This is a genomic window from Staphylococcus sp. HMSC034C12, from assembly GCF_001835895.1.
Taxonomy (GTDB): Bacteria; Bacillota; Bacilli; order Staphylococcales; family Staphylococcaceae; genus Staphylococcus; species Staphylococcus hominis.
In genome coordinates this window covers 22853-38072 of the sequence record NZ_KV826325.1, presented here as the reverse complement: position 1 = coordinate 38072, position 15220 = coordinate 22853, and the positions used below count along the sequence as shown (strand labels likewise).

The window sequence follows — 15220 nt, the reverse complement described above, 5'->3', positions numbered from 1 at the left end:
CTTATCCAGAAACTTTATGTCCCGGACTCTTTTTTATATCTTACTATAAATGATTGTTGTAATACCTGTTTTTCAATCTATAACACCTTCATTATAATAGGTAGCTTTATTATCTAAAAATACTTTTAAACTGTGATTATAATATGTAAGTTTTTGGTCTGCTTCTTCGATGGTCATCCATTTTGTTTCTGAAATTTCATCTTTCATTTGTATATCTATGACTTCATTTTGAATTGTAGCTTTAAACATAATAAATAATGTATGTACATTCATTTGAGTGGATTTACCTTCATTAATACTTACAATATCTCCAATCTTAGCATTAAGACCTGTTTCTTCCATTACTTCACGTTTCAAAGCTTCAACTAGTGTTTCTCCCTTTTCTACCTTTCCTCCTGGTAATGACCACCCCCCGCCATCCGTATTATTAACAAGTAATACTTTTCTTTCTTGATTTTGTATGAGTGCATATACGACTTTTAAATCTTTCACAGTTTCACCTTCCATCATTTAGAATTTCAAATCGACTTACTGGCTGGCCGTTTTTTTTAATGTACGAATTAATTTCATATCCTCCATGTTTTTTTATTACTTTTTGTGAAGCATAATTATAAGGATTACATGTCATTAATACTTTATGTATCCCCATTTTATTTAGTCTATTTAGTGCTTCTTCTAACATGCTTGAAGCATAACCATTTCCTCTGTATGGTTTGGCGACGCCATAGCCTACATGTCCTCCGATATTTTTTAATTTATCATTAAGTTTATGACGAATATTTACTGCACCAACAATATCATCATTTTTAAAATAAAATAATGTTGTAGAAGGAACGGTATTCATATTTACGGGTGGATGATTCAATTGTTCGACCATTTGTTGAAAAGATTGATAATGTGCGACATCGACATTAGATGGAACAATTTTCTCATTGTTGTCATACCAATATTGTAAATATCGAATTAAACTTTCTTTATCTTTATACTCTAGTTTTCTTAATTCAAGCATGTATACACCTCTTTTTTTACAATTAGTGTACCACTAAAAATGAAAAACAATCCATTTATACATTTAAACTAATAGATGACTCAAATTAATTAAATGTTTATTTAATAATATTTAACCCTTTTCTAACTTTTAATACTTTAAGTGCTTGATCTAACATTTTTTAGTGCGTGCGACATAATCACCTACGACATCGATAGCTTTAGATAATGTACCGCTTTGGAAATCAATTTTGTCTTGTAAGCCTAAATGTTTTACTATTTCTGCGCCTTTATCTATCACAACTGAACCATGTGCCTCATCATTTCTCTTTTGTTATTGATTCATCATAATTTATTATCATCATAATCATTTTATGTTATAAGATAATTCATTTAATATTTGATAGTGTGTCTTTTATTAAAATTACAATGAGTGACTACTGAGTTTTAGTAGAATTTGTTATACTAAAGTTCATAATAATTAGGAAGAAGTGGTCAATGTGTTTGATTGGTTTCAATTAGCCAGTGAAAAAGAAAATAGAATGATTCAAATGCGTCGTTATATGCATCAATATCCAGAGCCTTCTTTTGAAGAAACGTGGACACATAACTACATTCTCAATCAGTTAAGTCATTTAGACTGTGAGATTGTGTCACCTGTAGGACGAAATGGTATCAAGGCAACTTTTAAAGGGAAAGAAAATGGTCCAACTATTGCATTTCGTGCAGACTTCGATGCATTACCAGTCCAAGAATTAAACGACGTTCCATATAAATCTAAAAACGATGGTTTTATGCATGCATGTGGTCACGATGGTCATACTGCTATTTTATTAGGTGTTGCTGAAATTGTTCATGAACATCGCCACTTATTAAAAGGAAATGTTGTATTTATTTTTCAATATGGTGAAGAGATTATGCCAGGTGGCTCTCAAGAAATGATTGATGATGGCTGTTTAAACGATGTTGATAAAATTTATGGTACTCATCTTTGGAGTGGTTATCCCACTGGTACAATTTATTCAAGACCAGGTGCAATCATGGCTTCTCCAGATGAATTCTCGATTACCATTAAAGGTAAAGGAGGGCATGGCGCTAAACCTCATGAAACAATTGATCCAATTGTAATTATGGCTGAGTTTATACTAAGTGCTCAAAAAATCATTTCTCGTACTATTGATCCTGTAAAAGAAGCAGTATTAACCTTTGGTATGGTACAAGCAGGTTCTTCTGATAGTGTTATTCCAGATTCGGCATTTTGCAAAGGGACAGTACGTACCTTTGATACAAAACTGCAAGCTCATGTTCAAGAGAAAATGGATAAGTTATTACAAGGTCTTGCATTAGCGAATGATATCACTTATGACATGGAATATATTAGAGGGTATTTACCAGTTCATAATCATGAAGAAGCTTATGAAACAGTTAAACAAGCGGCAAATGATTTACATTTACGTTTTAATAAATCAGAATTGATGATGATTGGTGAAGACTTTTCACACTATCTAAAAGTCCGACCTGGCGCATTTTTCTTAACTGGATGTGGCAATGCTGATAAGGGTATTACAGCCCCACATCACAATCCGCATTTTGATATTGATGAAGCAGCATTTAAATATGCTGCAAGCGAATTTCTTAAAATCTTAGAACTTGAAAGCGTTTTTTAATTCTTTGTTAAATATGTATCGTAAACCTTAGAATATAAACGATTGAAACAGCTCATAGATAGTATTTATCTATGGGCTGTTTTATTAATATTTTTTACTAAATAAAAGTACAGTGAACTTAAGTCTTATTTTCAAATAAAAAAAGACTCCCAATAAGGGAGTCTTCTATATCAAATAATAAATTATTCGAAGATTTCAGTTACAACGCCTGATCCTACAGTACGTCCACCTTCACGGATTGAGAAACGAGTACCGTCTTCAATCGCGATAGGAGCGATTAATTCTACTGTCATTTCAACGTTGTCGCCAGGCATTACCATTTCAGTACCTTCTGGTAAGTTAACAACACCAGTTACGTCAGTAGTACGGAAATAGAATTGTGGACGATAGTTAGTGAAGAATGGAGTATGACGTCCACCTTCATCTTTTGATAAAACGTATACGTCTGCTTTGAATTTTGTGTGAGGTGTAATTGAACCTGGAGCAGCTAATACTTGACCACGTTGTACATCTTCACGAGCAACACCACGTAATAAAGCACCGATGTTGTCACCAGCTTCAGCGTAGTCTAATAATTTACGGAACATTTCTACACCAGTAACAGTTGTTTTAGAAGTTTCTTTGATACCAATAATTTCAACTTCTTCACCAACTTTGATTTGACCACGTTCAACACGGCCTGTAGCAACAGTACCACGACCAGTGATTGAGAATACGTCCTCAACTGGCATCATGAATGGTTTATCAGAGTCACGTTCTGGAGTTGGAATGTAATCATCAACTGCTTGCATTAATTCTAAGATTTTTTCTTCGTATTGAGCATCGCCTTCTAAAGCTTTTAAAGCTGAACCAGCGATTACAGGTACGTCGTCACCTGGGAAGTCGTATTCAGATAATAAGTCACGTACTTCCATTTCAACTAATTCTAATAATTCTTCATCGTCAACCATATCAACTTTGTTTAAGAATACTACTAATGCTGGTACACCAACGTTACGTGATAAAAGAATGTGTTCACGAGTTTGTGGCATTGGACCGTCAGCAGCAGATACTACTAAGATACCACCGTCCATTTGAGCAGCACCAGTGATCATATTTTTAACATAGTCAGCGTGTCCTGGGCAGTCAACGTGAGCATAGTGACGTTTGTCAGTTTGATATTCGATGTGTGCAGTATTGATTGTAATACCACGTTCTTTTTCTTCTGGAGCGTTGTCAATCATGTCATATGATTGTGCTACAGTGTCACCATTTTTAGCTAATACAGTTGCGATAGCAGCTGTTAAAGTAGTTTTACCATGGTCAACGTGACCGATAGTACCAATATTGGCATGTTCTTTTGAGCGATCAAATTTTTCTTTTGCCATTATTAAATCTCTCCTATTCTAGTTAAAGTTATTTCAATATTATCTCTCATGATAGTTACTCACTATCATGAGACATAATGATTGTTCTAAAAAGAATTCATAGTTCTTTTATAATGCATTTTGGATAAAAAATCAATTCATAAAGATGAATGCTTAATTAATAAGCTCAAGCTGTATTTTACCTAGATTTACTAGTTAAAACAAGTTATATTATTCACCTTTATTTTTTTTGATGATTTCTTCAGCAATTGATTTTGGAACTTCTGCATAATGGTCAAAGTACATAGTGTAAGTACCGCGACCTTGAGTGTTAGAACGTAATGAAGTTGCATAACCAAACATTTCTGAAAGTGGTACATAAGCGTTAACAACTTGTGCATTACCACGTGGTTCCATACCATCAACACGTCCACGACGAGCTGTTACGTCACCCATGATATCACCCATGTATTCTTCAGGCATTTCGATTGTAACTTTCATCATTGGTTCTAAGATAACTGGATCACATTTTTTAGCAGCTTCTTTAAGTGCTAATGATGCAGCAATTTTGAAGGCCATTTCTGATGAATCGACATCATGGTATGAACCATCAAATAATTTAGCTTTAACATCAATTAATGGATAACCAGCTAATACACCGTTTTCCATAGCATCTTTAAGACCAGCTTCAACTGATGGAATGTATTCACGAGGAACTACACCACCAACGATAGCGTTTTCGAATTCGAAACCTGCGCCAGTTTCATTTGGAGTGAATTCAATATGAACATCACCATATTGTCCACGACCACCTGATTGACGAGAGAATTTACCTTGAACTTGAGCAGATTGTTTAAATGTTTCACGATATGAAACCATTGGTGCACCTACGTTACATTCAACGTTGAATTCTTTTTTCATACGGTCTACTAAGATATCTAAGTGTAACTCACCCATACCACCGATGATAACTTGTCCAGTTTCTTCGTCAGTATGTGCATGGAAAGTAGGGTCTTCTTCTTGTAATTTAACTAAAGCTTGAGTCATTTTATCTTGGTCAGCTTTAGACTTAGGTTCTACTGATAAGTGAATAACTGGTTCTGGGAATTCCATTGATTCCAAGATAATGTCATTTTTCTCACCACATAAAGTGTCACCAGTACCTGTTTCTTTAAGACCTACAGCTGCAGCGATATCTCCTGAGTAAACAGTGTCAATTTCTTGACGAGAGTTCGCATGCATTTGTAATAAACGACCTACACGTTCACGTTTATCTTTTGTTGAGTTTTTAACGTATGAACCAGATGTTAACGTACCTGAATATACACGGAAGAAAGTTAATTTACCAACATAAGGGTCAGTCATAACTTTGAAAGCTAACGCTGCGAATTCAGCATTATCGTCAGCTTTTGCAATGACTTCTTCATCAGGATTTTCAGCACGATGACCTACGATAGGTTTAACATCTAATGGTGATGGTAAGTAATCAATTACTGCATTAAGCATTAATTGAACACCTTTGTTTTTGAATGCTGTACCACAAAGTACTGGGTAGAATTCTACGTCAGTAGTTGCTTGACGGATAGCATTTTTTAATTCAGCTACTGAAATTTCTTCGTCACCAAGATATTTTTCCATTAATTCGTCGCTAGTTTCTGCAACTGCTTCGATTAAGTTAGAACGAGCTTCTTCTGCTCTTTCTTTGTGATCTTCAGGAATTTCAATTTCTTCAATTTCTGTACCTAAGTCATTTGTATATTTGAAACATTTCATTTCAACTAAGTCAATGATTGCTTCAAATTCATCTTCGGCACCAATTGGTAATTGGATAGGTGCTGCATTTGCTTGTAAGCGATCATGTAATGTACTTACTGAATACTCAAAGTTTGCACCAAGTTTATCCATTTTGTTAACGAATACAATACGAGGAACACCATAAGTAGTAGCTTGACGCCAAACTGTTTCAGTTTGAGGTTCTACACCTGATTGAGCATCAAGTACAGTAACCGCACCGTCAAGTACACGTAATGAACGTTCAACTTCTACAGTGAAGTCTACGTGTCCTGGTGTATCGATAATGTTAACACGGTGGTCTTTCCAAGAAGCTGTTGTTGCAGCTGATGTGATTGTAATACCACGATCTTGTTCTTGTTCCATCCAGTCCATTTGTGAAGCACCTTCATGTGTTTCACCAATTTTGTGGATACGACCTGTATAATAAAGAATACGTTCAGTCGTTGTAGTTTTACCAGCATCGATGTGAGCCATGATACCGATATTACGAGTGTTTTTCAAAGAAAATTCTCTAGCCATTGTTTTTCTCCTTCCAGTTATTACTGAATAAGTACTATAGAATATGGCGATGCCCTAAGCATGAACCATTTTACTTGGTAAACCAATATGACGGAACACACTCAGGGTTAAAGCTTCAATCTTACCAACGATAGTGAGCGAATGCTTTGTTCGCTTCAGCCATTTTGTGAGTGTCCTCACGTTTTTTGACTGCACCACCTGTATTGTTAGCAGCATCTAAGATTTCGTTAGCTAAACGATCTTCCATAGTTTTTTCACCACGAAGACGAGCGTAGTTTACTAACCAACGTAATCCTAAAGTTGTACGACGTTCTGGGCGCACCTCAACAGGTACTTGGTAGTTTGAACCACCTACACGACGCGCTTTTACTTCTAATACTGGCATAATGTTGTTAATAGCTTCTTCGAATACTTCTAAAGCATCACGACCACTGCGTTGTTCTACAAGGTCAAATGCAGAATAAAGAATTCTTTGTGCTGTTCCGCGTTTACCATCTAACATAATTTTGTTAATTAATTTTGTAACTAACTTAGAGTTATGAATTGGATCTGGTAATACGTCTCTTTTAGGTACTGATCCTTTACGAGGCATTATAAAGTCCTCCCTTCCTATTATAATATATTCTTAAAAATTGATAGTAAAATTTACACAATCTTAAACTTAATTTTTAGGTTTTTTAGTTCCGTATAATGAACGTCCTTGTCTACGTCCATCTACACCTGAAGTATCAAGTGCACCACGTACAATATGGTAACGCACACCAGGTAAGTCTTTTACACGTCCACCACGTACAAGTACAACACTGTGTTCTTGTAAGTTATGGCCGATACCAGGAATGTATGCGTTGATTTCAATGTTGTTTGATAAACGCACACGAGCGTATTTACGTAACGCTGAGTTAGGTTTTTTAGGTGTCATTGTACCTACACGAGTACAAACACCACGTTTTTGAGGTGAGTTTAAGTTAGTAAATTGTTTCTTTTTACTATTGAAACCTCTGTTTAACGCTGGTGAATCTGATTTTTTAGATTTACTTTGTCTAGGTTTACGTACTAATTGATTAATAGTTGGCATTGAATGTCCTCCTCTCTTCATTTTTTAATTCCACACATCCAGGTGGTTCATTTTTAGGTTAAATAAAATTTAGTAAGTGTAAAAACTTACTAATTCTCATTCAATAACGCAACAATTGTCGCATTAACATTAATACCTACTGCTTTTCCTAAAGCCGATTTGCTTTCGAAATAAGTAATCGGTATGCTTTTATGATTGATTTGGCTAAATACTTGAGCTAATAAGTATATCTCAACATCTTTAGCAATAATCAATGATGCAACTTGATCTTTTTTCAACGCTTTTAACGTTTGTTTAAGACCAACTACAAAATGTTGTTTGTTAAAGCGTGCAACTTTTTCATTAGACATTAAATATCCTCCAAAGTTCTGCTTGCATCAACCTTTACAATAATAACACTTTATATAATAATTAGTCAACATTTTTTATCATTTTCTGTAAATATTAAAAGAAAAGAACTTGGAACAAATTAAAGTTCCAAGTTATTTTCACATTAATTACTCAGTCACTTCTGCTTCGTCAGCTTCAGCAACTGGAGTACCCACTTTATCGTATTTAACGTCACTATAACGTCTCATACCTGTACCAGCTGGGATAAGTTTACCGATAATAACATTCTCTTTAAGTCCAAGTAAGTCATCGCGTTTACCTTTAATAGCAGCATCAGTAAGTACACGAGTAGTTTCTTGGAATGAAGCCGCAGATAAGAAGCTTTCTGTTTCAAGAGATGCTTTAGTAATACCAAGTAATACTGGTTTTGCAGTAGCTGGGCGTTTACGTTCTTTAAACGCTTCTCTATTTGCATCAGTAAAGTTATGAATATCTACTAATGAACCTGGTAGAAGTTTAGTGTCACCAGCTTCAATAATTCTTACTTTACGTAACATTTGTCTAACCATTACTTCAACGTGTTTATCATCAATTTCTACACCTTGCATACGATAAACTTTTTGTACTTCTTTAAGTAAGTAGCTTTCAGTCGCGTTTAAACCAGCAACAGCTAAAAAGTTCTTAGGTTCAATAGAACCTTCAGTTAATACTTCTCCACGTTCTACTGATTGGCCAATTTCTACTTTAATTCTTGAAGTACCTGAAGCAAGATAAGATCGTGTTTCATTAGCGCCTTTAATTACAATTTCTTGTTGGCGATCTTTTGCTAATTTAATATCTTCAACGACACCTTCGATTTCAGTAATTACCGCTTGACCTTTAGGGTTACGTGCTTCAAAGATCTCTTGGATACGAGGAAGACCTTGAGTGATATCGCTTCCTGCTACCCCACCTGTATGGAAGGTACGCATTGTAAGTTGGGTACCAGGCTCACCAATTGATTGAGCGGCAATAGTACCAACTGCTTCACCTACTTCAACTTTTTCACCTGTAGCAAGGTTTTTACCGTAACATTTTTCACATACACCATGACGAGTATTACATGTAAATGCTGAACGGATATACATTTTTTCAATACCTGCATCTGTAATTTTCTTAGCAATTTCAGGTGTGATTAATTCATCAGGACGAATAATGATTTCATCCGTTTCAGAATGACGAATTGTTTCTTTAGAATAACGGCCTTCAATACGTTCGATAAATGGTTCAATCATTTCTGTACCTTCTTTAATATCAGAAACTAATAAACCACGGTCCGTACCACAATCTTCTTCACGAACGATAACATCTTGTGCAACATCAACAAGACGACGAGTAAGATAACCTGAATCGGCTGTTTTAAGTGCTGTATCGGCAAGACCTTTACGCGCACCATGAGTTGAGATGAAGTATTCTAATACTGTTAAACCTTCACGGAATGATGAAGTAATTGGTAACTCAATAATTTTACCTGATGGCGCAGCCATTAATCCACGCATACCGGCTAATTGTGTGAAGTTAGATGCGTTACCACGGGCACCTGAGTCACTCATCATAAAGATTGGGTTTGTTTTTTCAAGTGATTGCATTAATTCGCCTTGAATTTGATCTTTAGCATCTGTCCAAATTTCAACAACTGCATTGTAACGTTCATCTTCAGTGATTAAACCACGATTAAATTGTTTAGATACACGTTCTACTAATTTTTCGTGTTCATCTAAAATTTGTTGTTTATCTGGAAGTACTACGATATCAGATACACCAACTGTAATACCAGCTTTAGATGAGAACTTGAATCCTAAGTCTTTCATGCGATCAAGCATCATTGATGTATCTGTGATGCTAAATCTGTTAAATACTTCAGCAATAATATTACCTAAGAATTTTTTGTTGAAAGGTGCAGTAAGTTCTTGCTCTTCGAAGTAAGCTTTAAGACCACCTTCACCTAATTGTGTTGGATCAACAAAATATTTATCAGGTGTTTTATCTTCTAAGTTTTCTTGAGTAGGCTCATTAATATATGCAAATGAATCTGGAATGATTTCATTAAAGATCACTTTACCTACAGAAGTAGCTAAAATTTTATTATTTTGTTCTTCTGTAAATGTAGGGTTATTAAGTGAACGCGCATGTAAACCTATACGAGTGTGTAGATGAACATAACCATTTGCATATGCTTTAAGTACTTCATTTGTATCATTAAAGATTATACCAGTATTTACAGCATCTTTACGTTCTAAAGTTAAGTAATAGTTACCTAATACCATATCTTGTGATGGTGTAACAACTGGTTTACCATCTTTAGGGTTCAAGATATTTTGTGCCGCTAACATTAACATACGTGCTTCAGCTTGTGCTTCTTTAGATAATGGTACGTGTACCGCCATTTGGTCACCATCAAAGTCAGCGTTATAAGCTGTTGTTACAAGTGGATGTAAACGGATTGCACGCCCTTCTACTAAAGTAGGTTCGAAAGCTTGAATACCTAATCTGTGAAGCGTTGGCGCACGGTTAAGTAATACTGGGTGTTCTTTAATGACATCTTCTAATACATCCCATACTTCATCATCCATGCGTTCAATTTTACTTTTCGCATTTTTAATGTTTGTTGCGATTTCACGTTGAACTAATTCTTTCATGACGAAAGGTTTAAATAATTCAAGTGCCATTTCTTTTGGAAGACCACATTGATACATTTTTAAGTTTGGTCCTACCGCGATAACTGAACGACCTGAGTAGTCAACACGTTTACCAAGTAAGTTTTGACGGAAACGACCTTGTTTACCTTTTAACATATGTGATAAAGATTTCAATGGTCTATTACCTGGACCAGTTACTGGACGACCACGACGACCATTATCGATTAGTGCATCTACTGCTTCTTGTAACATACGTTTTTCGTTTTGAACGATGATACCAGGAGCACCAAGATCTAATAAACGTTTCAAACGATTATTACGGTTAATAACACGACGATATAAATCATTTAAATCACTTGTTGCAAAACGTCCACCATCTAATTGAACCATAGGACGAATTTCTGGTGGAATAATTGGTAGTACATCTAAAATCATCCATGAAGGATTATTTCCAGAATTTCTAAATGATTCCACAACTTCTAAACGTTTAATTGCACGTGTTAATCTTTGTCCAGTTGCTGATTCTAATTCATCACGTAATGCTTTTAATTCTTCATCTAAGTCAATTTCTTCTAATAGGTCTTTAATACCTTCTGCACCCATTTTTGCTACAAATTGACCTGGGTATTTATCATAATATTCTCTGAATTCAGCTTCAGATAATAATGATTTTTTCTCTAATCCAGTTGGACCTGGATCTACAACCACATAAGAAGCAAAATAAATAACTTCTTCTAATGATCTTGGAGACATATCTAATAAAAGACCCATACGACTTGGGATACCTTTAAAGTACCAAATGTGAGAAACAGGTGCTGCTAATTCAATATGACCCATTCTTTCACGACGAACTTTAGATTTTGTGACTTCTACACCACAACGGTCACAAACCATGCCTTTGTAGCGTACACGTTTGTACTTACCACAACTACACTCCCAGTCTTTTGTAGGTCCAAAAATTCTTTCACAGAAAAGACCATCTTTCTCAGGTTTCAAAGTACGATAGTTAATTGTTTCTGGTTTTTTCACTTCACCATATGACCAAGAACGGATTTTTTCAGGTGAGGCTAAACCGATTTTCATATAATGGAAATTATTTACATCAATCAAGGAGCCTACCTCCTTCAATTTAGATTAGCTGTGCTATTTGATTGATTTACATTTACTGAAACTGACATCACATACATAAGATGCACATCAGTGCGCAATCTAAATCTTGATGAGATTAAAATTACGCAACTCATGTTTATTCATCTTAAATTTATAATTTTATTATTCGTTAGTTTCTTTTTGAGTTTCTGGAACATCTTTTTGTTGTAAATCTACTTTGCGCTCAGTTGCATCTTCATCATCAACATCGGCCATTTCGATTTCATTATCATGTTCATCCATAACTTTTACATCTAAACCTAAACTTTGTAATTCTTTCATCAATACTCGGAATGATTCAGGAACACTTGGTCTTGAAATGTTTTCACCTTTAACGATAGATTCGTATGTTTTAACACGACCTACAGTATCGTCAGATTTATAAGTTAAGATTTCTTGTAATGTGTATGCTGCACCATAAGCTTCAAGTGCCCATACCTCCATCTCACCGAAACGTTGTCCACCGAATTGTGCTTTACCGCCAAGTGGTTGTTGTGTAACAAGTGAGTAAGGTCCAGTTGAACGCGCATGCAATTTATCGTCAACCATGTGAGCAAGTTTAAGCATATACATTACTCCAACAGAAATACGATTATCGAATGGTTCACCAGTACGTCCATCATATAATACTGTTTTACCATCACGTGCCATACCAGCCTCTTCGATTGTAGACCATACATCATCGTCGTTTGCACCATCGAATACTGGAGAAGCAACATGAATACCTAAGTTTTTAGCAGCCATACCTAAATGTAACTCTAAAACTTGTCCAATGTTCATACGTGATGGTACACCTAGTGGGTTTAACATGATATCGATTGGACGTCCATCTGGTAAGTAAGGCATATCTTCTTCAGGAACAATCTTAGAGATAACCCCTTTGTTACCATGACGACCACACATTTTGTCCCCAACATGGATTTTACGTTTTTGAACGATATATACACGAACAAGTTGGTTCACACCTGGTGATAAAGTATCATCGCCTTCTTCACGATTAAATACTTTAACGTCTAGAACGATACCACCTGCACCATGTGGCACACGTAATGAAGTATCGCGAACTTCTCTTGCTTTTTCACCAAAGATGGCGTGTAATAATCGTTCTTCTGCAGTTAATTCTGTGACACCTTTTGGCGTTACTTTACCAACTAAGATATCTCCATCTTTAACTTCTGCACCGACGTATATAATACCACGATCGTCTAAGTTTTTAAGTGCATTTTCAGAAACGTTAGGAATATCACGTGTAATTTCTTCAGGTCCTAATTTAGTATCACGTGCTTCAGATTCGTATTCTTCAATATGAATTGAAGTATATACATCGTCTTTAACTAATCGTTCACTCATGATAACGGCATCCTCATAGTTATATCCGTCCCAAGTCATGAAACCTACAACGACGTTACGACCTAATGCCATTTCTCCTAATTCCATTGAAGGACCATCAGCTAAAATTTCATTGTATTCTACAACGTCACCTACAGAAACGATTGGACGTTGGTTATAACAAGTACCAGAGTTTGAACGTTTAAATTTAGCTAATGGGTAACGGTCTAATTCGCCTTCATGTTCAGTTCCATTTTCCTCAACTAAACGACGAACTAGGATTTCATTAGACTCAACATGTTCAACACGACCTCTATGTTTTGCAGTAATTGCTGCACCAGAGTCACGAGCTGCCACATGTTCCATACCTGTACCCACAAATGGAGCTTCAGGATTCATCAATGGTACTGCTTGACGTTGCATGTTCGCACCCATTAACGCACGGTTAGAGTCATCGTTTTCAAGGAATGGGATACAAGCTGTCGCTGCTGATACTACTTGTTTAGGTGATACATCCATGTAGTCCATTTTTTCTTTTGCCATAACAGTATTGTTACCACGGAAACGACATACCACTTCATCATCTAGGAAACGACCATTTTCATCTAAACGAGAATTGGCTTGTGCAACTACATAGCTATCTTCTTCATCAGCAGTTAAATAATCAATTTGATCAGTAATTGAATTTGTATCAATATCTACTTTACGATATGGTGTTTCGATAAAACCAAATTCATTTACACGTGCATAACTAGATAATGAGTTAATTAAACCAATGTTTGGTCCCTCTGGTGTTTCAATTGGACACATACGACCATAGTGAGAATAGTGTACGTCACGAACTTCCATTTGTGCACGTTCACGTGTTAAACCACCAGGTCCTAAAGCAGAAAGACGACGTTTATGTGTTAACTCTGCTAATGGGTTAGCTTGGTCCATGAATTGAGACAATTGAGAACTACCAAAGAATTCTTTAATTGAAGCAATTACAGGTCTAATATTAATTAATTGTTGTGGTGTAATTGAATCAGTATCTTGAATAGACATTCTTTCGCGAACGACACGTTCCATTCTAGATAAACCAATTCGGAATTGGTTTTGTAACAGTTCACCTACTGAACGTAAACGACGATTACCTAAATGGTCAATATCATCTGTATAACCAATACCATTCAATAAGTTAAAGAAATAACTCATTGAGGCAATAATATCTGCTGGTGTAATACATTTCACTTCTGAATCAGGTAATGCATTACCAATCACTGTTGTAGTGCGTTCTTCTTCATCATTTGGAACATACACTTTAATTGATTGAATTTCTACAGGTTCATCAATAACGCTACCTTCTAACTCGAACACTTCACTGTTTGCATTTGACTCTAAAACATTCATAATTTCGTCTAATTTACGACGATCTAAAACTGTTCCTTCTTCAGCAACAATTTCACCTGTTTCGCTGTCAACGATTGGTTCAGCTAATTTTTGGTTAAATAAACGATGTTTTAGGTGTAACTTTTTATTTGTTTTATAGCGACCAACACTTGCTAAATCATAGCGTTTAGGGTCGAAGAAACGTGAATATAATAAGCTTTTTGCGTTTTCAACTGTTGGTGGTTCACCAGGACGTAAACGTTCATAGATTTCTAATAAAGCTTGTTCAGTATTTTCAGTACTATCTTTTTCAAGCGTATTACGTAAGTATTCACTATCTCCTAATAAATCGATAATTTCTTGATCACTAGAGAATCCTAAAGCACGTAATAATACTGTTAAAGGTAATTTACGTGTTCTATCAATTCGAACGTAAACGATGTCTTTAGCATCTGTTTCATATTCTAACCACGCACCACGGTTTGGAATAATCGTTGCGTCGTAATTTTCACGTCCATTTTTATCTATTTTTTCATTAAAATATACTGATGGTGAACGTACTAATTGTGAAACGATAACACGTTCTGCACCATTAATTACGAACGTACCAGTATCCGTCATCAATGGGAAGTCACCCATGAAAACTTCTTGTTCTTTAACTTCACCAGTTTCTTTGATAATGAGACGTACTTTAACACGAAGAGGTGCAGCATAAGTAGCGTCACGGTTTTTTGATTCTTCTAAATCATATTTTGGTTCACCTAATCTATAATCCACAAATTCTAAAGATAGGTTTCCAGTGAAATCTTCAATTGGTGAAATATCACGGAACATTTCTAATAAACCTTCTTTTAAGAACCAGTCATAAGATTTAGTTTGAATTTCTATTAAGTTAGGTAATTCTAATACTTCTGAAATTCTCGCATAATTTCTACGTTTACGATGTCTTCCATATTGGACAACTTGACCTGCCAA

The 15220-nt window shown here is 35.5% G+C and carries 10 protein-coding genes and 1 pseudogene; 1 reads left to right on the top strand and 10 read right to left on the bottom strand.

From position 1 onward, the window contains the following. Positions 1–72: 72 nt before the first annotated feature. From HMPREF2629_RS05755 to HMPREF2629_RS05745, 3 genes and pseudogenes are all read right to left on the bottom strand, one after another. Positions 73–492 carry an NUDIX hydrolase gene (locus HMPREF2629_RS05755; RefSeq protein WP_048761979.1) on the bottom strand — a complete coding sequence of 140 codons (420 nt, stop codon included), beginning with the start codon at positions 490–492 and terminating at the stop codon, positions 73–75. Between the two features lie 4 nt (positions 493–496). Continuing rightward, entirely contained in the window at positions 497–1009 is a 513-nt protein-coding gene (locus HMPREF2629_RS05750) for a GNAT family N-acetyltransferase (RefSeq protein ID WP_070813202.1), read from the bottom strand. 156 nt (positions 1010–1165) lie between these two features. Then, a pseudogene (locus tag HMPREF2629_RS05745) lies at positions 1166–1309 on the bottom strand (8-amino-7-oxononanoate synthase); the annotation flags it as partial. Between the two features lie 178 nt (positions 1310–1487). Between HMPREF2629_RS05745 and HMPREF2629_RS05740 the strand changes: the two are divergent. Continuing rightward, positions 1488–2654 carry a M20 family metallopeptidase gene (locus HMPREF2629_RS05740; RefSeq protein WP_017175322.1) on the top strand — a complete coding sequence of 389 codons (1167 nt, stop codon included), beginning with the start codon at positions 1488–1490 and terminating at the stop codon, positions 2652–2654. A 182-nt stretch (positions 2655–2836) separates the two neighbouring features. Here the strand turns inward: HMPREF2629_RS05740 and tuf are convergent, their stop codons facing one another. The 7 genes from tuf to rpoB all read right to left on the bottom strand — a co-directional run bounded on the left by tuf (position 2837) and on the right by rpoB (position 15220). After that, positions 2837–4021: an elongation factor Tu gene (tuf, locus tag HMPREF2629_RS05735; protein WP_017175321.1), complete on the bottom strand. Its 1185-nt coding sequence runs from the start codon at positions 4019–4021 to the stop codon at positions 2837–2839. 210 nt (positions 4022–4231) lie between these two features. Then, on the bottom strand, positions 4232–6313 hold the full coding sequence (fusA, locus tag HMPREF2629_RS05730; RefSeq protein WP_017175320.1) for an elongation factor G: 2082 nt from the start codon (positions 6311–6313) through the stop codon (positions 4232–4234). 121 nt (positions 6314–6434) lie between these two features. Beyond that, entirely contained in the window at positions 6435–6905 is a 471-nt protein-coding gene (rpsG, locus tag HMPREF2629_RS05725) for a 30S ribosomal protein S7 (RefSeq protein ID WP_001137495.1), read from the bottom strand. A gap of 69 nt (positions 6906–6974) precedes the next feature. Beyond that, positions 6975–7388: a 30S ribosomal protein S12 gene (rpsL, locus tag HMPREF2629_RS05720; RefSeq protein WP_016931318.1), complete on the bottom strand. Its 414-nt coding sequence runs from the start codon at positions 7386–7388 to the stop codon at positions 6975–6977. Between the two features lie 89 nt (positions 7389–7477). After that, positions 7478–7738, bottom strand: coding sequence for a ribosomal L7Ae/L30e/S12e/Gadd45 family protein (locus HMPREF2629_RS05715; RefSeq protein ID WP_017175319.1), 261 nt, complete (start codon positions 7736–7738; stop codon positions 7478–7480). A 147-nt stretch (positions 7739–7885) separates the two neighbouring features. After that, complete coding sequence (rpoC, locus tag HMPREF2629_RS05710) at positions 7886–11479, bottom strand: DNA-directed RNA polymerase subunit beta' (protein WP_176746864.1); 3594 nt, start codon at positions 11477–11479, stop codon at positions 7886–7888. Positions 11480–11668: 189 nt separating this feature from the next. Further along, positions 11669–15220, bottom strand: a complete 3552-nt coding sequence (gene rpoB, locus HMPREF2629_RS05705) for a DNA-directed RNA polymerase subunit beta (protein ID WP_002449020.1) — start codon at positions 15218–15220, stop codon at positions 11669–11671.

Bases quoted from the DNA above. Each gene is read 5' to 3' on its own strand.
- HMPREF2629_RS05750 (WP_070813202.1), bottom strand. From the start codon at position 1,009: ATGCTTGAATTAAGAAAACTAGAGTATAAAGATAAAGAAAGTTTAATT.
- tuf (WP_017175321.1), bottom strand. From the start codon at position 4,021: ATGGCAAAAGAAAAATTTGATCGCTCAAAAGAACATGCCAATATTGGT.
- fusA (WP_017175320.1), bottom strand. From the start codon at position 6,313: ATGGCTAGAGAATTTTCTTTGAAAAACACTCGTAATATCGGTATCATG.
- rpsG (WP_001137495.1), bottom strand. From the start codon at position 6,905: ATGCCTCGTAAAGGATCAGTACCTAAAAGAGACGTATTACCAGATCCA.
- rpsL (WP_016931318.1), bottom strand. From the start codon at position 7,388: ATGCCAACTATTAATCAATTAGTACGTAAACCTAGACAAAGTAAATCT.
- HMPREF2629_RS05715 (WP_017175319.1), bottom strand. From the start codon at position 7,738: ATGTCTAATGAAAAAGTTGCACGCTTTAACAAACAACATTTTGTAGTT.
- rpoC (WP_176746864.1), bottom strand. From the start codon at position 11,479: ATGAAAATCGGTTTAGCCTCACCTGAAAAAATCCGTTCTTGGTCATAT.